At 61.8% G+C, this 23,820-nt stretch carries 22 protein-coding genes and 2 tRNA genes; 11 read left to right on the forward strand and 13 right to left on the reverse strand.

Annotated elements, in window-relative coordinates:
* Positions 1 to 9 precede the first annotated feature (9 nt).
* From ACE3TQ_RS10550 to gcl, 4 genes are read right to left on the reverse strand one after another with little or no spacing between them, the layout of a single operon-like run.
* A complete protein-coding gene (locus ACE3TQ_RS10550; protein ID WP_374582095.1) occupies positions 10 to 1,278 on the reverse strand; it encodes a glycerate kinase in 1,269 nt (422 codons plus the stop codon).
* A gap of 5 nt (positions 1,279 to 1,283) precedes the next feature.
* Positions 1,284 to 2,171 carry a 2-hydroxy-3-oxopropionate reductase gene (glxR, locus tag ACE3TQ_RS10555; protein WP_374582096.1) on the reverse strand — a complete coding sequence of 296 codons (888 nt, stop codon included), beginning with the start codon at positions 2,169 to 2,171 and terminating at the stop codon, positions 1,284 to 1,286.
* A gap of 15 nt (positions 2,172 to 2,186) precedes the next feature.
* Positions 2,187 to 2,960, reverse strand: coding sequence for a hydroxypyruvate isomerase (hyi, locus tag ACE3TQ_RS10560; protein ID WP_374582097.1), 774 nt, complete (start codon positions 2,958 to 2,960; stop codon positions 2,187 to 2,189).
* A gap of 9 nt (positions 2,961 to 2,969) precedes the next feature.
* The gene (gcl, locus tag ACE3TQ_RS10565; protein WP_374582098.1) at positions 2,970 to 4,712 is read right to left on the reverse strand and encodes a glyoxylate carboligase; all 1,743 of its coding nucleotides are present in this window, start codon (positions 4,710 to 4,712) and stop codon (positions 2,970 to 2,972) included.
* A gap of 117 nt (positions 4,713 to 4,829) precedes the next feature.
* On the opposite strand from gcl, the gene ACE3TQ_RS10570 reads away from it, so the two are divergent.
* Positions 4,830 to 5,798, forward strand: a complete 969-nt coding sequence (locus tag ACE3TQ_RS10570) for a LysR family transcriptional regulator (protein WP_374582099.1) — start codon at positions 4,830 to 4,832, stop codon at positions 5,796 to 5,798.
* On the opposite strand, the gene ACE3TQ_RS10575 is transcribed toward ACE3TQ_RS10570, so the two are convergent.
* The 3 genes from ACE3TQ_RS10575 to ACE3TQ_RS10585 form a co-directional block, all read right to left on the reverse strand.
* Positions 5,728 to 6,684: a hypothetical protein gene (locus ACE3TQ_RS10575; protein ID WP_374582100.1), complete on the reverse strand. Its 957-nt coding sequence runs from the start codon at positions 6,682 to 6,684 to the stop codon at positions 5,728 to 5,730. The two genes, ACE3TQ_RS10570 and ACE3TQ_RS10575, sit on opposite strands and share 71 nt — an antisense overlap.
* Positions 6,685 to 6,758: 74 nt before the next feature.
* Positions 6,759 to 7,640: a flagellin gene (locus tag ACE3TQ_RS10580; RefSeq protein WP_374582101.1), complete on the reverse strand. Its 882-nt coding sequence runs from the start codon at positions 7,638 to 7,640 to the stop codon at positions 6,759 to 6,761.
* 234 nt (positions 7,641 to 7,874) lie between these two features.
* On the reverse strand, positions 7,875 to 9,491 hold the full coding sequence (locus tag ACE3TQ_RS10585; protein ID WP_374582140.1) for an electron transfer flavoprotein-ubiquinone oxidoreductase: 1,617 nt from the start codon (positions 9,489 to 9,491) through the stop codon (positions 7,875 to 7,877).
* Positions 9,492 to 9,670: 179 nt separating this feature from the next.
* Between ACE3TQ_RS10585 and ACE3TQ_RS10590 the strand changes: the two genes are divergently transcribed.
* A complete protein-coding gene (locus ACE3TQ_RS10590) occupies positions 9,671 to 10,477 on the forward strand; it encodes an SDR family oxidoreductase (RefSeq protein ID WP_374582142.1) in 807 nt (268 codons plus the stop codon).
* A gap of 6 nt (positions 10,478 to 10,483) precedes the next feature.
* On the opposite strand, the gene ACE3TQ_RS10595 is transcribed toward ACE3TQ_RS10590, so the two are convergent.
* Complete coding sequence (locus ACE3TQ_RS10595) at positions 10,484 to 11,029, reverse strand: LuxR C-terminal-related transcriptional regulator (RefSeq protein ID WP_374582102.1); 546 nt, start codon at positions 11,027 to 11,029, stop codon at positions 10,484 to 10,486.
* A 91-nt stretch (positions 11,030 to 11,120) separates the two neighbouring features.
* On the opposite strand from ACE3TQ_RS10595, the gene ACE3TQ_RS10600 reads away from it, so the two are divergent.
* Together ACE3TQ_RS10600 and ACE3TQ_RS10605 are read left to right on the forward strand one after the other, a co-directional pair.
* A complete protein-coding gene (locus ACE3TQ_RS10600; RefSeq protein ID WP_374582103.1) occupies positions 11,121 to 11,819 on the forward strand; it encodes a CoA transferase subunit A in 699 nt (232 codons plus the stop codon).
* A 12-nt stretch (positions 11,820 to 11,831) separates the two neighbouring features.
* The gene (locus tag ACE3TQ_RS10605) at positions 11,832 to 12,473 is read left to right on the forward strand and encodes a CoA transferase subunit B (protein ID WP_374582104.1); all 642 of its coding nucleotides are present in this window, start codon (positions 11,832 to 11,834) and stop codon (positions 12,471 to 12,473) included.
* Positions 12,474 to 12,551: 78 nt separating this feature from the next.
* Here ACE3TQ_RS10605 and ACE3TQ_RS10610 read toward each other — a convergent pair whose 3' ends face one another.
* On the reverse strand, positions 12,552 to 13,868 hold the full coding sequence (locus ACE3TQ_RS10610) for a dicarboxylate/amino acid:cation symporter (RefSeq protein ID WP_374582105.1): 1,317 nt from the start codon (positions 13,866 to 13,868) through the stop codon (positions 12,552 to 12,554).
* Between the two features lie 108 nt (positions 13,869 to 13,976).
* Positions 13,977 to 14,771 (reverse strand): 3-hydroxybutyrate dehydrogenase, encoded by a 795-nt coding sequence (locus ACE3TQ_RS10615; RefSeq protein WP_374582106.1) that lies wholly within the window; start codon positions 14,769 to 14,771, stop codon positions 13,977 to 13,979.
* Positions 14,772 to 14,836: 65 nt separating this feature from the next.
* On the opposite strand from ACE3TQ_RS10615, the gene ACE3TQ_RS10620 reads away from it, so the two are divergent.
* Genes ACE3TQ_RS10620 through ACE3TQ_RS10630 form a run of 3 tightly spaced genes read left to right on the forward strand, consistent with a single transcriptional unit; the run spans position 14,837 to position 18,339 of the window.
* A complete protein-coding gene (locus tag ACE3TQ_RS10620) occupies positions 14,837 to 15,718 on the forward strand; it encodes an alpha/beta fold hydrolase (protein ID WP_374582107.1) in 882 nt (293 codons plus the stop codon).
* Positions 15,719 to 15,728: 10 nt separating this feature from the next.
* A complete protein-coding gene (locus tag ACE3TQ_RS10625) occupies positions 15,729 to 16,076 on the forward strand; it encodes a RidA family protein (RefSeq protein WP_374582108.1) in 348 nt (115 codons plus the stop codon).
* A 13-nt stretch (positions 16,077 to 16,089) separates the two neighbouring features.
* Positions 16,090 to 18,339 (forward strand): bifunctional (p)ppGpp synthetase/guanosine-3',5'-bis(diphosphate) 3'-pyrophosphohydrolase, encoded by a 2,250-nt coding sequence (locus ACE3TQ_RS10630; RefSeq protein ID WP_374582109.1) that lies wholly within the window; start codon positions 16,090 to 16,092, stop codon positions 18,337 to 18,339.
* Positions 18,340 to 18,511: 172 nt separating this feature from the next.
* On the opposite strand, the gene ACE3TQ_RS10635 is transcribed toward ACE3TQ_RS10630, so the two are convergent.
* The 3 genes from ACE3TQ_RS10635 to ACE3TQ_RS10645 form a co-directional block, all read right to left on the reverse strand.
* The gene (locus tag ACE3TQ_RS10635; RefSeq protein WP_374582111.1) at positions 18,512 to 18,988 is read right to left on the reverse strand and encodes a hypothetical protein; all 477 of its coding nucleotides are present in this window, start codon (positions 18,986 to 18,988) and stop codon (positions 18,512 to 18,514) included.
* The gene (locus ACE3TQ_RS10640) at positions 18,985 to 19,515 is read right to left on the reverse strand and encodes a hypothetical protein (protein ID WP_374582112.1); all 531 of its coding nucleotides are present in this window, start codon (positions 19,513 to 19,515) and stop codon (positions 18,985 to 18,987) included. Before ACE3TQ_RS10640 ends, ACE3TQ_RS10635 begins: the two co-directional genes overlap by 4 nt.
* Positions 19,516 to 19,768: 253 nt before the next feature.
* Positions 19,769 to 20,668, reverse strand: coding sequence for a cation diffusion facilitator family transporter (locus tag ACE3TQ_RS10645; RefSeq protein ID WP_374582113.1), 900 nt, complete (start codon positions 20,666 to 20,668; stop codon positions 19,769 to 19,771).
* A 78-nt stretch (positions 20,669 to 20,746) separates the two neighbouring features.
* Between ACE3TQ_RS10645 and ACE3TQ_RS10650 the strand changes: the two genes are divergently transcribed.
* The 4 genes from ACE3TQ_RS10650 to infC all read left to right on the forward strand — a co-directional run bounded on the left by ACE3TQ_RS10650 (position 20,747) and on the right by infC (position 23,593).
* A tRNA-Val gene (locus ACE3TQ_RS10650) sits at positions 20,747 to 20,823 on the forward strand.
* Positions 20,824 to 20,852: 29 nt separating this feature from the next.
* Positions 20,853 to 20,929: transfer RNA gene (locus ACE3TQ_RS10655), tRNA-Val, on the forward strand.
* Positions 20,930 to 21,112: 183 nt separating this feature from the next.
* Positions 21,113 to 23,020, forward strand: a complete 1,908-nt coding sequence (gene thrS / locus ACE3TQ_RS10660; protein WP_374582145.1) for a threonine--tRNA ligase — start codon at positions 21,113 to 21,115, stop codon at positions 23,018 to 23,020.
* A gap of 36 nt (positions 23,021 to 23,056) precedes the next feature.
* Positions 23,057 to 23,593 carry a translation initiation factor IF-3 gene (gene infC, locus ACE3TQ_RS10665; protein WP_374582114.1) on the forward strand — a complete coding sequence of 179 codons (537 nt, stop codon included), beginning with the start codon at positions 23,057 to 23,059 and terminating at the stop codon, positions 23,591 to 23,593.
* Positions 23,594 to 23,820: the final 227 nt, after the last annotated feature.

The raw sequence follows: 23,820 nt of genomic DNA on the forward strand, positions 1-23,820 counted from the left end.
TCTCTCTTATTATTGAATCAGGATGGCGCGGAAGTCGTTGACGTTGGTGCGGGTCGGCCCGCTCACGACCAGGTCGCCGAGTGCGCTGAAGAAGCTGTAGGCGTCGTTGTTGGCCAGCAGGTGCTTGCCGCTGACGCCTTGCGCGGCGGCGCGTGTGAGCGAGTCGGGGCCGTAGACGGCGCCAGCGTTGTCTTCGGAGCCGTCGATGCCGTCGGTGTCGCAGGCGATGGCGTGCACGTTGGCGGCGCCTTCCATCGCCAGTGCAAAGCTGAGCAGGAATTCGACGTTGCGGCCGCCGCGCCCGTTGCCGCGCACGGTGACGGTGGTTTCGCCGCCGGACAGGATGACGCAGGGGCGGGCGAACGGTTGGCCGCGCGTCAGCACCTGGCGCGCCATGGCGGCGTGCATCAGGCCGATGTCGCGTGCTTCGCCTTCGATCCCGTCGGACAGGATGTAGGGCGTGATGCCGAGCGTGCGGGCTTTGGCGGCGGCGGCTTCCAGTGCGTGCTGCGCGGTGGCGATCACGTGGTGGCTGTGGCCTTCAAAGCGGGCGTCGCCTGGCTTGGGCGTTTCGCTGGCGGGCGATTCAAGGTGGGCCAGTACGCTTGCCGGCACGTCGATGTCGTACTTGCGCAGGATGGCCAGCGCTTCGGCGCTGGTGGTTGCGTCGGGCAGGGTGGGGCCGCTGGCGATCACGCGCGGGTCGTCGCCCGGCACATCGGAGATCAGCAGCGTTACCACGCGCGCTTTGCCGCAGGCCAGTGCCAGGCGGCCGCCTTTGATGGCTGACAGGTGCTTGCGCACGCAGTTCATTTCGCCGATGGCGGCGCCGCTGCGCAGCAGCGCCTTGTTCAGGGCCTGTTTTTCGGCCAGGGTGATGCCTTCGGCGGGCAGCGCGAGCAGGGCGGAGCCGCCGCCGGAAATCAGGCACAGGACCAGGTCATCCGCGGTCAGGTCGTGCACCATGTCGAGCATGCGTGCGGCGGCCTTCTGTCCCGCGTCGTCCGGCACTGGATGTGACGCTTCGACCACTTCTATGTGTTTCGTTTCGGCGCCGTGGCCGTAACGCGTCACTACCAGGCCGGACAGCGGGCCGGTCCAGCTGCGTTCCACAGCTTGTGCCATCGCGGCCGCACCTTTGCCTGCGCCGATGACGAGGGTCCTGCCGCTCGCGGGCGGCGGTGGCAGGAAGTCTTGCACCAGGTTGCGCGGGTGGACTGCGCTCACTGCTGCGTCGTACAGGTCCAGCAGGAGCTGGCGGGGTGCGGTCGCGGTCATGGTGCTTAGCCTTGTGCGATTTTGTGGTTGGACATCAGTTCGATGGCCTGGCACAGGGCGGAGTGGTCCAGGCCGGACATGCCGTTGGCGGCGCAGGCGTTCATCAGCTCTTGCGTGGCGGAGGTGTTCGGCAGCGAGACGCCGAGCGCCTTGGCGCCTTGCAGGGCCAGGTTCAGGTCCTTCTGGTGCAGGGCGATGCGGAAGCCCGGGTTGAAGGTGCGCTTCACCATGCGTTCGCCGTGCACCTCCAGGATGCGCGAGGAGGCGAAGCCGCCCATCAGCGCTTCGCGCACCTTGGCCGGGTTGGCGCCGGCCTTGGAGGCGAACAGCAGCGCTTCGGCCACGGCCTGGATGTTCAGCGCTACGATGATCTGGTTGGCCACCTTGGTGGTCTGGCCGTCGCCATTTTCGCCGACCAGGGTGATGTTCTTGCCCATTAGTTCAAACAGCGGCTTCACGCTGTCGAAGGCTTCCTGCGGGCCGCCCACCATGATGGTCAGCGAGGCTGCCTTGGCGCCGACTTCGCCGCCGGACACCGGGGCGTCCAGGTAGGCGCAGCTTTTCTTGTTGATCTTCTTGGCGAATTCCTTGGTGGCGATGGGCGAAATGGAGCTCATGTCGACCACGATCTTGCCGGCGCTCAGGCCGGCGGCCACGCCTTCTTCGGAGAACAGCACTTCTTCCACGTGAGGCGTGTCGGGCACCATCACGAAGATGATATCGGCGCGCTTGGCTACTTCCATGGCGGAGGTGCATACGGTGGCACCGGCTTCCACCAGGTTGGCCGGCGGGTTCTTCACGTCGTGCAGGTAGAGTTTGTGGCCGGCTGCCTGCAGGTGTCCTGCCATTGGGCCGCCCATGATGCCAAGGCCGATGAATCCGAGTTTTTGCATGATGTGTCTCCTCTATTATTGAGCGTTGCGCCAGCCCAGGCCTGCTTCGGTGCCGGCTTTTGGTTTGTATTCGCAGCCTACCCAGCCCTCGTAGCCGATTTCGTCGAGGTAGTTGAGCAGGAAGCGGTAGTTGATTTCGCCCGTGCCTGGCTCGAAGCGGCCCGGGTTGTCGGCCAGCTGGATATGCTTGATCACCGACAGGTGGTTCTTGATGGTGTTGGCCAGTTCCCCCTCCATGCGCTGCATGTGGTAGATGTCGTACTGCAGGAACAGGTTGTCCGAGCCCACCGATTCGATCAGGTCCAGGCCCTGGCGGGTGCCGGACAGGAAGAAGCCGGGGATGTCGAAGGTGTTGATCGGCTCGATCAGCAGCGGGATGCCGGCTTTCTTCAGCGCTGCAGCCGCGAACTTCAGGTTGCGGACCAGGGTGGCGCGGGCGTCGGCGGTGGACACGCCTTCCGGCTGGATGCCGGCCAGGCAGTTGATGCGCTGGGTGCCGAGGACGCTGGCATACGCCAGCGCGGTCTCCACGCCTTGTTCGAACTCGCCTACGCGGTTCGGGTGGCAGGCGATGCCGCGCTCGCCGCCGCCCCAGTTACCGGCGGGGAGGTTGTGCAGCACCATTTCGAGCCCATGCTGTTGCAGTTGTTCGTGCACCTGCTGCGGTTCAAAGTCGTAAGGGAACAGGAATTCCACGCCCTTGAAGCCGTTGCGCGCGGCGGCGCCGAAGCGTTCCAGGAACGGCTGTTCATTGAACAGCATGGTCAGGTTGGCGGCGTATTTTGGCATGGCGGTTCCTTATGCGGCGTCGATGATGTCGTTGAATTCGTTGATGGCGTTGATCTCGGTGCCCATGGCGATATTGGTCACGCGCTCCAGGATCACTTCCACCACCACCGGCACGCTGAATTTGGCCATCAGTTCGCGCGCCTGTTCGAAGGCGGGGATGATGTCGTCCGGCTTGTGCACGCGGATCGCCTTGCAGCCCAGGCCTTCCACCACGGCCACATGGTCGACGCCGTAGCCGTTCAGTTCCGGCGCGTTCACGTTCTCGAAGGACAGCTGCACGCAGTAGTCCATGTCGAAACCGCGCTGCGACTGGCGGATCAGGCCCAGGTAGGAGTTATTCACCAGCACGTGGATGTAAGGCAGCTTGAATTGCGCGCCGACTGCCAACTCTTCGATCAGGAACTGGAAGTCGTAGTCGCCCGAAATCGCCACGATGTCGCTGCTCGGGTCGGAGGCGCGCACGCCCAGCGCGGCCGGGATGGTCCAGCCCAGCGGGCCGGCCTGGCCGCAGTTGATCCAGTTGCGCGGCTGGTAGACGTGCAGGAACTGCGCGGCGGCGATCTGCGACAGGCCAATGGCGGACACGTAGCGCGTGTTGCGGCCGAAGTACTTGTTCATTTCCTCGTACACGCGCAGCGGCTTGACCGGCACGTTGTCGTAGTCGGTCTTGCGCAGCATGGTGCGTTTGCGGGTCTGGCATTGTGCCACCCAGCCGCTGCGGTCGCGCAGCTTGCCGGCGGCCTTCCATTCCTTGGCCACTTCGACAAACAGCTCCAGCGCATAGCCGGCGTCGGACACGATGCCCAGGTCCGGGCCGAACACGCGGCCGATCTGGGTCGGTTCAATGTCGACGTGCACGAAGGTGCGCCCTTCGGTGAACACATCGACCGAGCCGGTGTGGCGGTTGGCCCAGCGGTTGCCGATGCCGATAATGAAGTCGGATGCCAGCACGGTGGCGTTGCCGTAGCGGTGGCTGGTCTGCAGACCGGCCATGCCCGCCATGAGCGGGTGGTCGTCGGGGATGGTACCCCAGCCCATCAGGGTCGGGATCACCGGCACGTTCACGATCTCCGCGAATTCCTGCAGCAGGGCGGAGGCGTTGGCGTTGATGATGCCGCCGCCCGCCGTGATCAGCGGGTGCTCGGACTCGTTCATCATTTCCAGCGCCTTCTCGACCTGGGCGCGGGAGGCGCGCGGCTTGAAGGCTTCCAGCGGGGTGTAGGTCTCCGGGTCGAACTCGATCTGCGCCATCATCACGTCGAACGGCAGGTCGATCAGCACCGGGCCGGGACGGCCGGAGCGCATCAGGTGGAAAGCCTGCTGGAACACGCGCGGCACCTGGGCCGGTTCCAGGACCGTGGTCGCCATCTTGGTGACCGGTTTGGCGATGGACGAGATGTCCACGGCCTGGAAATCTTCCTTGTGCAGGCGGGCGCGCGGCGCTTGGCCAGTGATGCACAGGATGGGGATGGAGTCGGCCTGGGCCGAGTACAGGCCGGTGATCATATCGGTACCGGCCGGGCCCGAAGTGCCGATGCAGACGCCGATATTGCCCGGCGCGGCGCGGGTGTAGCCTTCGGCCATGTGCGAGGCGCCTTCGACGTGGCGGCCCAGGATGTGCTTGATCTTGCCGACCTTCTTCAGTGCTGCGTAGAGCGGATTGATGGCGGCGCCCGGCACGCCGAATGCGACCGTAATGCCTTCCTTCTGCAGTACGTGAACAGCTGCTTCAGCTGCTGTCATCTTAGCCACGGTGATCTCCTGATGAGTGTGTTATGAATGATTTGTATGCTATAGGCGATCACTTCCCCTGATAAGACGATAAAAAATCGTTTCATTCAATACTCTGGGTATGGAATAATCAAGGCCATGGATAAACTCAAGCAAATCGAGGCTTTTGTGGCCGTGGTCGAGAAGGGCAGCCTGGCGCGCGCGGCGCTGGAACAGAACATCACGCCGGTCATGCTGGGGCGGCGCATCGATGCGCTGGAGAAGCGCCTGGGCGTCAAACTGATGCACCGCACTACGCGCCACCTGACCTTGACCGAGCAGGGCAATGTGTTCCTGGAGGATTGCCGCAAGCTGCTCTCTGGGCTAGAGGTTGCCGAGCGCAATATTTCGGAGGGACGGCACAAGGCCACCGGGCACCTGATCGTGTCGGCGCCGGCCTCGTTCGGGCGGCAGCATGTTGCACCGCACGCGCCGGGTTTTTTGGCCGCCAATCCGGACGTGCAGATTTCCTTCAACCTGACCGACCAGGTGATTGACCTGGTGCGCGAAGGCTACGACCTGGGCATCCGTATCGGCGGCGTGATCGATCCCAGTTTCGTCGCCGTGCGTCTGGCGAAGAACCGGCGCGTGGTGTGCGGCACGCCGGAATACTTCGAGCGGCACGGCATCCCGCGCACGCTGGACGACCTGGCGAAGCACAACTGCCTGGCCTTCAACCTGCAGGGTGGTCAACAGCGCGGCTGGTACTTCCAGCAGGGCGGCAAGGCGGTGACGGTGCGGGTGCAGGGCAACCTGGACTGCAACGACGGCGAGCTGCTGCACCGCTGGGCGTGCGAAAGCCTGGGCCTGGCGTGGCGTTCAACGTGGGAGATCCAGGCCCAGCTGGCGGAGGGCAGCCTGATTACGGTGCTGGATGATTTTGCGCTACCGGACTACGACATCATGGCGGTCTACCTGCAGCAGCGTCACCTGCCGGCCAAGATCCGCTTCTTTATTGATGAGCTGAAGGCGATCTACAACGAGCCCGGCTACTGGACTAGGCCGACAGCGCTTCTTCCGGCAAGCGCGGCTGCGACAGGAACACGGCCACTTCCGCCATCGCCTTGAAGACGGCGGTGCTCAGCAGCGCGATCTGGGTGCGGGTCGGCTCGTTATCGAGGGGATTGACCGGCGACAGCTCGCGCATCAGGCGCGCGCGCACGATCTGCAGGCCGCAGCGGCCGATGATGGTGGCGATCTGCGGCAGCAGCTCGCGCATCTGCTGCATGGCCTCGTTGCCAGGGGCGCCGATTTCCAGCACCACGCCCAGTTCGGCCGGTTCCATCTGCACCACCACCTTGCCCAGGTCGGGCAGGGTCATCTCCAGGCGCACGGCGATGCGCGGCCGGCGCCGGCGCTGGTCGGGGCCATCCTGGCCGGGATCGCGCGCCACCACGCGCAGGGTCAGCTTCTCGGCGCCCCAGGCATAGACGGCGAAACGCCAGGCATCCAGCTCGGACACCATGCCGGGGAAGGCGCGGCTATCGCGCAGCACGGGCGGCGGCGGGTCGGCCATGAACACGCTGGCGGGCAGCTGGCGGCCTTCCTGCTGCTGCATCAGCGCGCCGCGCTGCTCGCTGTAGGTGCGCACCATCACTTGCCAGGACGCGGCCAGCATATTGGTATCGGGGGTGTGCCAGACCAGCTGGCGCAGGGGGAACAACTGGTTCGGCTGCATCGACAGCGACTCGTGCGCCAGCATGGCGCCGGCCGCGGCACCGGCGGTGGCGGCGGCTTTGGCGGCGGCACTGCCGCGCTGCGCGCCTTCCATGGCTTCGATCAGGGCGCCGACGGCTGCCGGCAAGCCACTTTGCAGGGCGAAGTCGGGCGCATCGCCGGGAGGCTGGGCGACGGGCGGTACCGGCTGGGCGTGGACCTGGCCGGGATTTTCGCGGACCTGGCGATCGTGGATGCTCAGGGCCGGATTGGACGGGGTGATGCGATCGATTGCCATAAAAACTGATAGTAATACGGCGATATAAAAAAAGCCAACCGCGCGCGGTTGGCTTTTCAGTGCGCGTTACGCGATTACTGCAGCAGGGACAGGACCAGGGAGGACTGGCTGTTGGACTGCTTCAGCATTGCGGTGCCAGCTTGCAGCAGCATCTGCGATGCGGTCATGGATGCGGACTCGGATGCGAAGTCGGTGTCCATGATGCGGCCGGTTGCGTTCTTGGTGTTGGTCGAAATGTTCGACAAGTTGTTGTAGACGTGGTCCAGACGGTTGGACACGGCACCCAGCTTCGAACGCAGGGCCGACACGGTGTCGATTGCGGTGGTCAGCTTGTTGATGGAGCCGTTAGCGGCGCCAGCGGTCAGCACGTCGGTACCTTGTGCGGCAACTGCGACACCGGTTGCACCGTCGTAGCCTACAGCGGCAGCGCCGATGTCGGTGTGCAGGGCGGTCAGTTCGGTGGTGAAGTCAGCGGTCAGCTTTTCTGCGCCGTCGGCACCGATCTGGAAGTCGATGGTGGTAGCCATCTTACCGGTACCGGAGGTCAGCAGCGCGGTGCCGCCGAACTTGGTGTTGGTGGTGATGTTGGACAGTTCGCTGATCAGGGAGTCATACTCAGCCTGCATTGCGGTACGGTCGTCATCGGTCGAAGAGCCGTCGGCGGACTGGGTTGCCAGGTCCTTCATACGGTTCAGGATGGAGGTCACTTCGTCCAGCGCGCCCTCGGCGGTTTGCATCAGGGAGATCGAGTTCTGGGTGTTGCGCATAGCGACGTTCATGCCGCTGGTTTGCACTTTCAGACGGGTTGCGATCTGCAGGCCTGCTGCGTCGTCCATCGCCGAGTTAATGCGGAAGCCAGTGCTCAGGCGGGTCATCGACGTCGACAGGTGGGTCTGCGTGCGGGAGATCGAGTTCTGGGCGGACAGTGCCGCATTGTTGGTGTGAAGGCTCAGCATTTAAAACTCCTGTTGGGGTAGGTTCGTTCGTACAGAGAAGCTGCAGTCTCTGCGCTCTCAGAAGTACAGGACGACCGTTTTGCGCCCGGCATTAAATTCCGTAGAGAAATTTTTCGATTTTTTTTTCCTCCCCCCCGAAAAATGGGGACGTACCCCATTTTTTCGGCAACAAAAAGGCGGCCCGCGGGCCGCCTTTGTTGCCAAATAAATGGGGTACGGCCCCATTTTTTTTGCTTACATATTTGGATAGTTCGGGCCGCCGCCGCCTTCGGGGGTGATCCAGACGATGTTCTGGGTCGGGTCCTTGATATCGCAAGTCTTGCAATGTACGCAATTCTGGGCGTTGATCTGCAAACGGTCCTGGCCTTCGTCGGTTTTGACGAATTCGTAGACGCCGGCTGGGCAGTAGCGCGATTCCGGGCCGGCAAACTTTGCCAGATTGACATTGACCGGGACCGAGGCGTCTTTCAGCGTCAGGTGGATCGGCTGGTCTTCGGCGTGGTTGGTGTTCGAGATGAACACCGAGGACAGGCGGTCGAAGGTCAGCTTGCCATCCGGCTTGGGATAGTTGATCGGTGCGAACTCCGAGGCCGGGCGCAGGCAGGCGTGGTCCGGGGTCGAGTGGTGCAGGGTCCATGGCGCTTTGCCGCGGAAGATGATCTGGTCGATGCCGGTCATCAGGGAGCCCAGGTACAGGCCTTTCTTCAGCCATGGCTTGACGTTACGCGCCACGTGCAGCTCTTCGTGCAGCCAGGACTGTTCGAAGGCGGTCGGGTAGCTGGCCAGTTCGTCGCCGGTGCGGCCGGCGCCCAGCGCTTCCACCACCGATTCGGCTGCCAGCATGCCGGACTTGATGGCGGCGTGCGAACCCTTGATGCGGCTCATGTTCAGGAAACCGGCGTCGCAGCCGATCAGGGCGCCGCCCGGGAACACCAGCTTCGGCAGCGATTGCAGGCCGCCGGCGGTAATGGCGCGGGCGCCGTAGGAAATGCGCTTGCCGCCTTCCAGGAAGGTGCGGATTTCCGGGTGGGTCTTGTAGCGCTGGAATTCCTCGTACGGCGACAGGTATGGGTTTTCGTAGTCCAGGCCCACCACGTAGCCGATCATCACCTGGTTGTTTTCCAGGTGGTAGAGGAAGGAGCCGCCGTAGGTTTTGCTGTCCAGCGGCCAGCCGGTGGTGTGGATCACCAGGCCTGGCTGGTGCTTGGCCGGGTCGATTTCCCACAGTTCTTTAATGCCGATGCCGTAGGATTGCGGGTCTTTGCCCTTGTTCAGGTCGAACTTGGCCATGAGCTGCTTGCCCAGGTGTCCGCGCGCGCCTTCGGCGAACAGGGTGTATTTGCCGTGCAGTTCCATGCCGAGCTGGAAGTCAGGGCCTGGCTCGCCGTCGCGCTTGACGCCCATATTGCCGGTGGCCACGCCTTTAACGGAGCCATCATCGTTGTACAGTACTTCGGCGCCGGTGAAGCCGGGGAAGATTTCCACGCCCAGGGCTTCGGCCTGCTGGCCCAGCCAGCGCACCACATTGCCCAGGGAAATCACATAGTTGCCGTGGTTCTCGAAGCACTTCGGCAGCATGAAGTTGGGGGTCTTGTACGCCTTGGTTTCGCTCAGGAACAGCACGCGGTCTTCGGTGACCGGGGTGTTCAGCGGGGCGCCCAGCTCTTTCCAGTTAGGGATCAGCTCGGTGAGCGCTTTTGGGTCCATCACGGCGCCGGACAGGATGTGGGCGCCCAGCTCGCCGCCTTTTTCGAGCACGACCACGGAAATGTCCGCGTTCAGCTGCTTGATCTTGATCGCTGCCGACAGGCCAGCAGGGCCGCCGCCAACGATCACAACGTCATACTCCATTGCCTCGCGTGGGCCGTACTGTTCTACAAGGTTGCTCATAGTATTTTTGTAAGAATGGTGAAATTTGGTGCGGGAAATAGAACGAGTGTGCTCTTTTTTCCTTGGGATTGCAACGGTGGCGCCATTGTGAGGGCTAATATTAGACGTGGCAATCTAATAAGGCAGTTTTTTGTGTCATGATGGCGGAACGGAATCATGAGGAGCAGTCGGTGGGGATCGAAGTAAATTTTGAGGGCAAGATTGCCCTGATCACAGGCGCCTCCAGCGGCCTGGGCGCACGGTTTGCGAAAGTGCTGGCCAAGGCGGGCTGCCAGGTGGTGCTGGCGTCGCGCCGGATCGAGCGGTTGAAGGAGTTGCGCGCCGAAATCGAAGCCGACGGCGGTGCGGCGCACGTGGTCACGCTGGACGTGACCGACTACGGCAGCATCAAGTCGGCGATCGCACATGCCGAGACTGAGGCCGGACCGATCGATATCCTGGTGAATAATTCCGGTGTATCAATGACGCAACGTTTGCTGGACGTTACGCCCGACGATTATGACTTTGTCATGGATTGCAACCTGCGCGGGGCCTTCTTCGTGGCGCAGGAAACCGCCAAGCGCATGATCGCGCGCGCCAAGGGCGATCCGCGCAAGCAGCACCGCATCATCAACGTCGCTTCGGTGGCCGGCATGCGCGTGCTGCCGCAGATCGGCGTCTATTGCATGAGCAAGGCCGGCGTGGTGCACATGACCAAGGCCATGGCGGTGGAGTGGGGCAAGTATGGCATTAACACCAATGCCATCTGCCCCGGCTATATCGAAACTGAAATCAACGAGGACTATTTCGCCAGCGAGCAGGGCAAACGCCTGATCGACATGCTGCCGCGCAAGCGCGCCGGCAAGCCGGAGGACCTGGATGGCCTGCTGCTCCTGCTGGCGGGCGACGATGCCCATTTCATCAACGGCGCAGTGATCTCGGCCGACGACGGCATGCTGGCGGGCTAAGCCGCTTCAGCGCGCGCCGGCCAGCTTGTGCACCAGTTCCGTCGCGGTCGCGGCGCCGAACTTGCGCATCAGGCTGGCGCGGTGCATTTCCACCGTGCGCGGCGACAGGCCCGTGTCGCGTGCGATCAGCTTGCTGGTCTTGCCTTCCACCAGCAGCGCGGCGATTTCGCGTTCGCGCGGGGTGAGGGCGGCGGATACTGGCCGCTGTTCCGACAAATCCTCGAAGGTCCAGATGCCCGCGCCCAGCGGCTGCGCCGGGTCGAGCGCGCGGCCCGTCACATGGCACCAGAACAGCTCGCCGTTTGCGCGGCGCATGATGCGTTCGTCCGAATAGCGGCCCTTGGCGTTCATGATGGGAATGATGCGGTCGCCAGTGCGCAGGTATTCATCCTGGGTGGGATACAGCAGCTGGAACGATTGCCCGTCCAGCGCGCCGGCGCCGTAGCCGAACATGGTGGCCAGGGCGTCGTTGCCGGCCTGGATCACGCGGTTGTCGGAGACGCACATGCCTACCGGCGCGAACTGGAAGATGGAGGCGTAATCGATCGGCATTGCGGTATTTCTACGGTATTGATGTTTGGCCGGGCGTATTCTATCCTCAAACCCCATCTGGCCTATTGTGCAATTTGAGCGAGGAGACAAAATGAATAAGATTTACCCGGATGCGAAGGCCGCCCTGGCCGGCATCGTGGCCGACGGCCAAACCATTGCCGTGGGCGGTTTCGGCCTGTGCGGCATTCCGGAAGCCCTGATCGCCGCGCTGCGCGACAGCGGCGCCACTGGCCTGACCGCCATTTCCAACAACGCCGGCGTGGATGGCTTCGGCCTGGGCCAGCTGCTGGAAACCCGCCAGATCAAGAAGATGATCTCGTCCTATGTGGGCGAGAACAAGGAATTCGCGCGCCAGTTCCTGGCCGGCGAGCTGGAACTGGAATTCACCCCGCAAGGCACGCTGGCCGAGAAGCTGCGCGCTGGCGGCGCCGGCATCCCGGCCTTCTTCACCAAGACCGGCGTCGGCACCATCGTCGCCGACGGCAAGGAAATCCGTGAATTCGACGGCGAACAGTACGTGATGGAGCGCTCGCTGGTGGCCGACGTGTCGCTGGTCAAGGCCTGGAAAGCCGATAAATCGGGCAACCTGGTGTTCCGCAAGACCTCGCGCAACTTCAACCCGAACGTGGCTGCCGCCGGCAAGATCTGCGTGGTGGAAGTGGAAGAGATCGTGGACGTGGGCGCCATCGACCCGGACGCCGTGCACCTGCCAGGCATCTATGTGCACCGCATCGTGCTCAACGCCAACCCTGAAAAACGCATTGAACAGCGCACCGTGCGTGCCAACTAAGGAGACAAGAACATGGCATGGACCCGTGATGAAATGGCCGCGCGCGCGGCGAAAGAGCTGCAAGACGGCTTCTACGTGAACCTGGGCATCGGCCTGCCGACCCTGGTCGCCAACTATGTGCCGCAGGACATGGAAGTATTCCTGCAATCGGAGAACGGCCTGCTCGGCATCGGCCCCTTCCCGACCGAAGACGAAGTAGACGCCGACCTGATCAACGCCGGCAAGCAGACCGTGACCGCGCTGCCAGGCGCCGCCTACTTCAGCTCGGCTGATTCCTTCGCCATGATCCGTGGCGGCAAGATCAACCTGGCGATCCTGGGCGCGATGCAGGTATCCGAGAAAGGCGACCTGGCGAACTGGATGATCCCGGGCAAAATGGTGAAAGGCATGGGCGGCGCCATGGATCTGGTGGCCGGCGTGAAAAAGGTTGTAGTGCTGATGGAACACGTCGCCACCGCCAAGGATGGTTCGACCTCGCACAAGCTGCTGAAGAAATGCGACCTGCCGCTGACCGGCGTTGGCGTGGTGGACATGATCATCACCGACCTGGGCGTGATGGAAGTGACCCCGACCGGCATCAAAGTCACCGAGCTGGCGCCAGGCGTGACCCGCGAGCAAATCAGCGCCGCCTCCGGCGTCGAACTCAGCTTCTAAACAGCAAAAAAAAGGGACGTACCCCATTTTCGCGGAGCGAAAAATGGGGTACGTCCCTATTTTTTTTGCGGCAGGCTTTTACTCGGCGGTTGCGGCCAGGGGCTCGGCTGCGACCGGGGCGATTGGCGCGGCCAACGGGGTGGGGTTGGCCAGTTCGCGCTGCATCGTTGCCATATCCAGCTCGCCTTCCCATTTGGCGACCACCACGGCGGCCACGCCATTGCCGACGAAATTGGTCAGGGCGCGGCATTCGCTCATGAAGCGGTCGATGCCGAGGATCAGCGCCATGCCGGCCACAGGAATCGTCGGTACCACGGCCAGGGTGGCGGCCAGGGTGATAAAGCCGGCGCCGGTGATGCCGGAGGCACCTTTCGAGGTCAGCATGGCGACTCCGAGGATGGTCAGCTGCTGCATCAGGGTCAGGTCGGTGTTGGTGGCCTGGGCCACGAACAGGGCGGCCATGGTCATGTAGATATTGGTGCCGTCCAGGTTGAAGGAGTAGCCGGTCGGGACCACCAGGCCGACCACCGGCTTGGAAGCGCCCAGCTTTTCCAGCTTGCGCATCAGCGATGGCAGGGCGCTTTCGGAGGAGGAGGTGCCCAGCACGATCAGCAGCTCTTCCTTGATGTAGGAGATGAAGCGGGTGATCGAGAAGCCGGTGTACTTGGCAATGCCGCCCAGCACGATGAAGACGAACAGCGCGCAGGTCAGGTAGAAGGAACCCATCAGCTTGGCCAGCGGCAGCAGCGAGTCGATGCCGTATTTGCCGATGGTGAAGGCCATGGCGCCGAACGCGCCGATCGGGGCGGCCTTCATGATGATGTTGACCATGCCGAAGAAGGCGTGCGAGATTTCGTCGATCAGCTTGGTCACCGGGCGGCCGCGTTCACCGAGCATGGAGAGGGCAAAGCCGAACAGCACTGCCACCAGCAGCACCTGCAGGATGTCGCCTTTGGCAAATGCGTCCACCACGGTGTTCGGGATGATGTTCATCACGAAGTCGGTGGTGGATTGCGCCTTGGCCTTTTCGGTGTACTGGGCGATGGACTTGGTGTCCAGGGTGTGCGGGTCGGCGTTGAAGCCGGCGCCCGGCTGCATGAAGTTGGCGACGGCCAGGCCGATCACCAGGGCGAAGGTGGACACCACTTCGAAGTAGAGCAGGGCTTTGCCGCCGACGCGGCCGATTTTCTTCACGTCCTGCATGCCGGCGATGCCGCTCACCACGGTGCAGAAGATGACCGGCGCGATGATCATTTTGATCAGCTTGATGAAGCCGTCGCCCAGCGGTTTCATGGCCACCGCGTCGGTGGGCAGGTAGATGCCGAGCAGGACGCCGCACACGATCGCGAACAGCACCTGCACGTACAGGATTTTGTAGAAGGGTTTCTTTTCCATGATGAGGACCTCGATTTGTCTCCGAATGTCCCCATCATGTCAAACGGCCATGGTTGCCGCTATTGTGAGTATCCGCATTGTGGTTAACCACAAGGGCGGAACCGGTTCTTACTGAGCGACCCAGCCTCCGTCCATATTCCACGCCACGCCGCGCATCTGGCGCGCCGCGTCGGAACACAGGAAGACCGCCATCGCCCCCAGCTCCTCCGGCGTGACGAACTCGCCGGACGGCTGTTTTTCCGCCAGCAGGGCCGCTTTCGCGGCTTCATTCGACAAGCCATCCTTCTCGGCGCGCGCATCGACCTGCTTCTGTACCAGCGGCGTCAGCACCCAGCCCGGGCAGATGGCGTTGCAGGTGATGCCGGTTTTCGCCGTCTCCAGCGCGGTAGCCTTGGTAAAGCCGACCAGGCCATGCTTGGCCGCGACGTAAGCCGACTTGCCGGCCGACGCCACCAGCCCATGCACCGACGCCAGGTTGATGATACGGCCCCAGTTGCGCGCCTTCATATGCGGCAGCGCCAGACGCGTGGTGTGGAAGGCCGAAGTCAGGTTGATAGCGATGATGGCGTCCCAGCGCTCGGCCGGGAAGTCTTCCACATTGGCCACGTGCTGGATACCAGCGTTGTTGACCAGGATATCCACGCCGCCGAAGGTGCTGGCCGCGTAGTTCATCATCGCCTCGATTTCGGCCGGCTTGCTCATGTCGGCGCCGTGGTAGCCGGCCTGCACGCCGAACTCGGAAGCCAGCGCTGCCTGCAGTTTGGCGATCTCATTGGCATCGCCAAAGCCGTTCAGCACGATGTTGGCGCCTTCCGCAGCCAGGCTGCGCGCAATGCCCAGGCCGATGCCGGAAGTAGAGCCGGTGACGAGTGCGGTTTTGCCGCGCAAAGTGGTGCTGCCCATTGAGTCCCCTATAATTTGTTAGCCAATGTAGAATGTAGCGCAAAAACCAAGGAGCGAGAAGCCGCATGCCTGAAGCAAAAATCAAATCCGTCCAGTGTTTCTCCCTGTCCGGCCTGCACCAGATGGCCTATAAGGAATGGGGCGAGCAGGACAACCCTAATGTACTGGTGTGTGTGCACGGCGTGACCCGCGTGGCGGACGATTTCGATAATCTTGCACAGTCGCTGTGCAAGGATTACCGTGTGGTGGCGCCCGATGTGGTGGGCCGCGGCCGCTCCGGCAAGCTGCGCAATCCGCAGCTGTACCGCATTCCGCAGTATGTCAGCGATATGGTGACCTTGCTGGCGCGCGTGCTGGCCAACAGCGAAAAGCAGAGCGTGGACTGGTTCGGCACCTCGATGGGTGGCCTGATCGGCATGGGCCTGGCTTCGCTGCCGGACAGCCCGATCCGCAAGCTGGTACTGAACGACATCGGCCCGACCCTGGACTGGACCGCCATCCAGCGCATCGGCGACTATATCGCCCAGGATGTGCGCTTCCCAACCTTTGAAGCCGGCGCCGACTTCGTGAAGATGGTCTCGGTCACCTTTGGCCCGCACACCGACGCCGAATGGCGCAAGCTGGCGGCCGACGTGCTGCGCCAGGACAAGGACGGCTCCTGGGTGCGCCACTACGACATGGGCCTGGCGCAACCGTTCCAGTCGGTCACGCCGGAATCGGCCAAGGCCGACGAAGCGGCGCTGTGGGCCGCCTACGATGCGATCCGCTGCCCGACCTTGTTGGTGCGCGGCGAGCATTCCGACCTGCTGTCGCGCGAAACCGCGCAGATGATGACCCAGCGCGGCCCGCAGGCGCGCCTGGTGGAGATTCCGGGCGTAGGCCACGCGCCGACCTTCCTGCATGACGACCAGATCGCCATCGCCAAGGATTTTTTGTTGAACAGCTGAAGAGAGAAGAATGGAAATCAAACGTTTTCACGTAGGTAAACGCCTGTCCGAAATGGCAGTCCACAACGGCACCATCTACCTGGCCGGCATGGTGCCGGAAGTGGGCGGCGACATCAAGGCGCAAACCGCCGACGTGCTGGCGCAGATCGACCGCCTGCTGGCCGAAGCCGGCAGCGACAAGTCGCGCATCCTGATGGCGCAGATCTACATCACCGACCTGGCCAACTTCGCCGGCATGAACGAAGTGTGGGATGCGTGGGTCGTCGAAGGCAACACCCCGCCGCGCGCCACCGTGGTCGCGCAACTGGCCCGTCCCGAATGGCTGCTCGAAATCGTGGTGACGGCCGCCCAACATTGATGGTGATTTTGTAATGGTTTCAATCGCGGCTCTCAATAGCGCAACGACGGACCAGCTGGTACAAGGCTTGTCCGCAGACGATGGAGCGCGCGTGCTGGCCGCGCTTGACCACGCCAGCGAAGCATATGCCGGCCGCATTACCGGCCACGGGCAGGATGCGCTGGAATTTGTCATCGGGGTGGCCAGCACACTGGCCATCCTGCGCACCGATGCGGAAACCCGCATTGCAGCACTGATGTTCGAGCTGACCCTGCTCGACGCCGACACCGCCCCCTCCATCGAACCGCGCTACGGCAAGGAAGTGAACGACCTGGTCACCGGCGTGCGCCAGCTGATCCGCCTGCGCGAACTGACCCTGGCCTCCTCCGGCAGCGCCGCCCGCACCAAGACGGCGGCGCAGCAGGCGGTGGCCCAGGTGGAATCGCTGCGCAAGATGCTGCTGGCCATGGCCACCGACATGCGCGTGGTGCTGGTGCGCCTGGCGTCCTGCTGCTCCACCTTGCGCTACTTCGCCGAGATCAAGCGCTTTGACGACGTCACCCGCGCCTACGGCCGCGAAACCCTTGACCTGTACGCGCCGCTGGCCAACCGCCTCGGCATCTGGCAGGTCAAATGGGAGCTGGAGGACCTGTCCTTCCGCTTCATTGAACCCGACACCTACAAGCGCATTGCGAAGATGCTCGAAGAGAAGCGCATGGCGCGCGAGAGCTTCGTCACATCCTCCATCGCGCGCCTGCAGTCCGAACTGGAAGCCGCAGGCATCAAGGCCGAAGTGTTCGGCCGGCCCAAGCACATCTACTCCATCTGGAACAAGATGAAGGGCAAGGAGCTGGACTTCTCGGAACTGTACGATGTGCGCGCCTTCCGCGTCATCGTGGACGACGTGAAGACCTGCTACACGGTACTCGGCGTGGTCCACAATATCTGGACCCCGATCCCGAAAGAGTTCGACGACTACATTTCCCGTCCCAAGCCGAACGGCTACCAGTCGCTGCACACGGTGGTGACGGCAGACGACGGCCGCCCCCTCGAAGTACAGATCCGCACCCAGGAAATGCACAATTTCGCCGAATACGGCGTGGCAGCCCACTGGCGCTACAAAGAGGAGGGCGGCTCCAACTTCAAAGGCCAGCAATACGACGAAAAGATCGCCTGGCTGCGCCAGCTGCTGGCCTGGAAGACCGAGGTCGCCGACGCTGTGGTCGGCAGCGAAGACCAGCAGCGCGAATGGGTCGAAAAGCTGAAGTCGGCCTCCCTGGACGACCGCATCTTCGTACTGACGCCGCAGGCGCGCGTGATCGAACTGCCGGTCGGCGCCACCCCGATCGACTTCGCCTACCACCTGCACAGCGACGTCGGCCACCGCTGCCGCGGCGCGCGCGTCGATGGCGTAATGGTGCCGCTGAACACCGCCTTGAAAAGCGGGCAAACTTGCGAAATTATTACCGCCAAAGGCGCACCCGGCACCGCCGGCCCATCGCGCGACTGGCTCAGCCCCGGCTACACGGTTTCCAACCGCACCCGCACCAAAGTACGCGCCTGGTTCCACGCGATCGATATCCAGGAAACGGTAGCGAACGGCCGTTCGCTGGTCGAGAAATCGCTGCAGCGCGAAGGCAAGACCGCCGTCAACCTGGAAGCCCTGGCGCAAAAACTCGGCTTTGGCAAAGTCGATGATTTATTCCTCTCCGTCGGCAAAGATGAATTCTCATTGCGCCACGTTGAAATGGCGCTGCGCGATCCGGTTGAATCGGAAGAGGCCGTGGTCGACCAGGTGGCGATCAGTAAAAGCCGTACCTCCAGCGTTGAATCCGGCGCTAAATCAGGCGTGCTGGTTGTCGGCACCGACGGCCTGATGACGCAATTAGCCAAATGCTGCAAACCGGCCCCGCCCGATCCGATTGTTGGTTTCGTCACGCGCGGGAAAGGCGTATCTATTCACCGCGCCTCGTGCAAAAACTTCGCCGAAATGCGCGCCAAGGCGCCAGAGCGGGTAATTGTTACCGAATGGGGCAAGGCAAAATCAGATACGGTATTCCCCGTCGATTTGTTTGTGCTGGCCACAGACCGCCAAGGTTTGCTGCGTGATATTTCCGAGATTTTCTCGCGCGAGAAAATTAATGTTATCGGCGTAAATACCCAATCCGCCAAGGGCCAAGCCCGCATGACATTTACGGCTGAAATCAGCGCCACCAGCCAATTGCAAAAGGCCCTCGCCGCAATTAGCGAAGTCAGCGGCATCCTCGAAGCACGCCGCGCTTGACGCACCCATCCCCTCGCCGATGAGTTGGCGAGGGGCCGCTGGCAGCCCCGCGCCCCAGCGGCCCCTCACGCCATAGTGCAAAGCCGCGCCCGTCGTGCCAATGGTTAGCGCATTGCAGCCAACTCCTGGCGCGGAGAGGGCGCACGCATCGCCCGTCACAGCCCACGCGGGCTTAAGCGCTGGTGGTGAGCTCTATTTTCGCGCCTGCAAATGCATCGTAAATGGCGCGATGGGCGATATATGACCACGCATCCCGGCGTTCATAATATCCCGCGACCCAATCCTGCAAAGTCGCCAGCATCGCATCCTGCTCTTCAAGGGAGGCATATTTATGCGGCTCCCACGGACGGTGCAGGTTATTGGCGAGACAGGCATCCACTCCTGGATTAAGGAATACCAGTTGGGTGCAAAAAGGCGCTGCCTGCTGGACCAGATCACCATAACAGCCCTCGATAACCCACATCGGATTAGCCGAAATAAAGGCCCGCAACGACGCATCAATATCAGCGGCAGGGCGCAGCACGGCTATTTTCCCAGGCTCCCAGACAATTGAATCCAGGTCCAAATGCACCAGCCCATGTTTTTCTGCAGCAGCACGGGCATAAGTACTTTTGCCCGAACCCGAATTTCCGAAAACAAGTAATTTCATGCGGACGAACCAACCAGTCTGGATTTAGAAAGGAGCAGCAAGACCCCAACAACCGGCACCCCGGCCAGCGGCACGAGGCCAATCAACGCGATGGCCGACGGATAACCGCGGTAGGGCGCCAGGAATGCCGAAGTAACAAGGAGTGCCATCAACGGCAGATAGGTCAGGTAATACACGAAATCGAAGGTCCAGGACGGCAGGAGGATGGCGACCATAGGTGCGGCAAGGTCGAGGATGAACAGCCCCACCCACAAGATGACGAGCTTCCTCGGTGTATCGCTTCGGACAGTTGGCGCAGAAGCCGCCGAAACGTTGGCAAGGACGAAGCGCAGCAGCAACACAAAACTGACCGACGCCACGACAACCCCCAGCATCGCGGCAACCCCTAAGGCCCTGAAGCCGCAGGCGCCCTCAAAAGAGGACCCAAACCAATGGCAAGGCGCAAGCGAAAGCAAGGCATATCCCGCCGAAGCCCCCAGCGCAAGGGCACAAATGACCGCCCCCACAAACCGCAACAAAGTGTTCATGATGCATCGCGAAGTTAAATATTTCGCAATGTTATCAAATTTGGAAATTCGGGGTCAGGTCTGACAATCGGACAACCGAGCATGAAGTTTGATATTTATCAAAGCATTCATCATTGCAACTATCGTCCATGCGCGCATTCTGGGAATTCGGCATGCATTGAGGTGCATCAAATGTGTGTGCTGCATGTCCGAATGTCAGACCTGACCCCGATTTTTTGACCCCGATTTTTGACCCCGATTTTTGGCTCCGATTTTAGGGTTCGGCCTGGAGGGTGATGTGGTCGATGCCGTGGCGGGTGCGGAGGAGGGTTTTTACCTGGTCGAGGATGGCGGGCCATTGCTGGAGGTCGGCAATCTGCAGGTGGCCTATCAGGGCGGGCTGGCCGGGGGACATTTCCCATACGTGCAGGTCGTGTACCGATACCACTCCGGGCACGGCTGCAAGGTCGGCGCCGATCTGTGTGTAGTCGGCATTGTCGGGCACGCCTTCCATCAGGTGGTGGAAGGATTCGCGCAGTACGCTGATCGTGGATTTCAGGATCAGCAGCGAAACCAGCAGCGAGAGGATGGGGTCGATCTGCATCCAGCCAGTTGCCATGATGACGCCGCCGGCGATCAGGGCGGCGACTGAGCCGAGCAGGTCGCCCAGTACGTGCACGAGGGCGGCGCGGGTGTTCAGGCTTTCTTTGTCGCGCGACAGGCTCCAGGCGACCAGCAGGTTGATACACAGGCCAATCCCGGCTACTACGAGGACGGTGCTGCCTTGCACCGGTTCGGGTTGGGCGAAGCGTTGTATGGCTTCGAAGACGATCCATCCGACCACCAGCAGCATGGCCAGGCCATTCACGAATGCGGCGAGCGCTTCGGCGCGGCCGAAGCCGAAAGAGTAGCGGGCTGAGGGGCGGCGTTTGGCTATCAGTTGCGCGAGCAGGGCCAGGCCGAGTGCGGCGGCGTCGGTGACCATGTGGCCGGCGTCGGAAATCAGGGCGAGCGAGTTGGCGATGAAGCCGGCTCCGACTTCGACCACGGCAAAGCCTAAGGTGAGCGCGAGGGCGACGGCGAGGGCGGTCTGGCTGCGGTGTTCGTTGTAATGGGCGTGCTGGGCGTCGCCGTCCAGGTGGGCGTGGAGGTGGGTGGAATCGTGGTTTTGCATGGGTTTGAATATATCAGCAATGTTTTCTTGGGAAAACACTTGTCACGGGCGGAACACCTCTCTATAATGCTGGCTCTCGGGCGGTTAGTTCAGCTGGTTAGAATACTTGGTCGACATCCAAGGGGTCGGGGATTCGAATTCCTCACCGCCCACCAGAACATGTAGTACGATTGCAAAAGACAACGGGCGGTTAGTTCAGCTGGTTAGAATACCTGGTCGACATCCAGGGGGTCGGGGATTCGAATTCCTCACCGCCCACCAGACACTTTGTAAGAGCGAGAAAGGCACACCGGTTATGACACCGCGAACTACCATCAAGTTTGGTGAGTGACGCTAGTCGATCGGCTTTCTTTTGCTTGTTCAAAATGAAGAAAAACGCGGCTAGCCCGCGTTTTTTTTCGTCCCTATTTTCCTGCATTACCTTTTTTCTTCCGGAGATCCATGATGGTTTCAGTCCGACTGCCCGACGGTTCCATCCGTCAATTCGATGCCCCAGTAACGGTTGCGCAAGTTGCGTCCAACATCAGCACCAGCCTGGGCAAAGCCGCCCTGGCCGGCAAGGTTGACGGCAAAGTCGTTGACACTTCCTTCCTGATCGAGAAGGACTCCGACGTCGCCATCGTGACCGATAAGGATCCTGAAGGCCTGGATGTGATCCGCCATTCGACCGCGCACCTGCTGGCTTACGCGGTGAAGGAGCTGTTCCCTGATGCGCAAGTGACCATCGGTCCGGTTATCGAGAACGGTTTCTACTATGACTTCTCTTACAAGCGCCCGTTCACCCCGGATGACCTGGTGGCGATCGAGAAGAAAATGCAGGAGCTGGCGAAGAAGGACGAGCAGGTGACCCGTAAAGTGCTGCCGCGCGATGAGGCTGTGGCGTACTTCAAGTCGATCAATGAGCATTACAAGGCTGAGATCATCGCGTCGATCCCGTCGAACGAGGATGTGTCGCTGTACACCGAGGGTAACTTCACCGACCTGTGCCGTGGCCCGCACGTGCCGTCGACCGGCAAGCTGAAAGTCTTCAAGCTGATGAAGCTGGCCGGCGCTTACTGGCGCGGCGACAGCAAGAACGAAATGCTGCAGCGTGTGTACGGCACCGCGTGGACCAAGAAGGAAGACCAGGAGCAGTACCTGTTCCAGCTGGAAGAGGCTGAGAAGCGCGACCACCGCAAACTGGGCAAGCAGCTGGACTTCTTCCACTTCCAGGATGAGGCGCCGGGCCTGGTGTTCTGGCATCCGAAGGGCTGGACCATCTGGCAGCAGGTGGAGCAGTACATGCGCCGCAAGTACCAGGAGAACGGCTACCAGGAAGTGAAGGCGCCGCAGATCCTGGACGCTTCGCTGTGGGGCAAGACCGGTCACTGGGATAACTATCGCGAAAACATGTTCGTGACCGAGTCGGAGAACCGTTCCTACGCGCTGAAGCCGATGAACTGCCCGGGCCACGTGCAAATCTTCAACAGCGACCTGCGTTCATACCGCGACCTGCCGCTGCGCTATGGTGAGTTCGGCCAGTGCCACCGCAATGAGCCGTCCGGCGCGCTGCACGGCATCATGCGCGTGCGTGGCTTTACCCAGGACGATGGCCACATTTTCTGCACCAACGAGCAGATCGAGCCGGAAGTGGTGGCGTTCCACCAGCAGGCGATGGAAGTCTATAAAGATTTCCATTTCGAGAACATCGATGTGAAGCTGGCGCTGCGTCCGGATAACCGTATCGGCGACGATGAGGTGTGGGATAAGGCGGAAGAGGCGCTGCGCTCGGGCCTGCGCGCTTGCGGCGTGACCTGGACTGAGCTGCCGGGCGAGGGTGCTTTCTACGGTCCGAAGATCGAGTACCACCTGAAGGATTCGCTGGGCCGCCCATGGCAGGTCGGCACCATGCAGGTCGACTTCTTCATGCCGGGCCGCCTGGGCGCCGAGTATGTGGCGGATGACAACACCCGCAAGACGCCGGTCATGCTGCACCGTGCAATCGTGGGTTCGCTGGAGCGCTTCATCGGCATCCTGATCGAGAACTATGCTGGTGCGCTGCCGATGTGGCTTGCTCCTCAGCAAGTATCGATTCTGAACATCAGCGATGCGCAGGCGGATTACTGTAAAGCGCTTGAATCCAAGCTGCGCAAGCTGGGGTTCCGCGTTGCTGCAGATTTGCGCAACGAGAAGATTACGTATAAAATCCGCGAACATTCCGTCCAAAAAGTGCCTTTCATCCTCGTGGTGGGCGACAAAGAACGGGATGCCAACACCGTGGCCGTGCGTGCCCGGGGCAATGTCGATCTGGGCGTCATGTCGATCGAGGCCCTGGTGGAGCGACTCCAGAACGATGTCGCTACCAAAGCCTGATGTGGGAAGCCCCCGCAACCGGCCAACTAACCAACATTGAAGGAAACTGCAATAGCTACTGACAAGTCCCATCGCATCAATGGCGAGATCACCTACCCCGAAATGCGTCTGTCGGGCGTAGACAATGAACCGCTGGGCATCGTAAGCCTGGCCGAAGCCTTCCGCCTGGCGGAAGAGGCGGATGTCGACCTGGTCGAGATCGCGCCGAACGCGAATCCTCCAGTCTGCCGACTGATGGATTACGGTAAGTTCAAGTATTCGGAACAGAAAAAGGCGCACGAGGCCAAGTTGAAGCAGAAGGTGATCTCGGTGAAGGAAGTCAAATTCCGTCCGGGCACCGATGATGGCGACTACAACATCAAGCTGCGCAACCTGATCAAGTTCCTGGAGGATGGTGACAAGACCAAGATCACCCTCCGTTTCCGTGGCCGTGAAATGGCCCACCAGGACATCGGCATGCGCATGCTGGAGCGCCTGAAGGCTGACCTGGAGCCGCATGGCCAGGTCGAGCAGTTCCCGAAGATGGAAGGCCGCCAGATGATTATGGTGCTGGCGCCTAAGAAAAAGAAGTAAACCCGGTGAACCGGGGTCTGACCCAAGGGTCAGACCCCGTCTAAGCAACGGCCGTAGGTTGGGGTTGGGGCTTTTGACTTTCTTAAATAGTCAAAAGCCTGGACCCAAACCTGCGGCCGTTGTGCCGTTATGGGTCTGACCCTTGGGTCTGACCCAGGTTTACCGGGTTTGAAAAACCTGTGCTATACTCCCGGGTTCCCGTGAGAGTAGGCACCAAAAGTGCAGTA

This window comes from Pseudoduganella sp. (genome assembly GCF_041914865.1).
Lineage (GTDB): Bacteria > Pseudomonadota > Gammaproteobacteria > Burkholderiales > Burkholderiaceae_D > Rugamonas.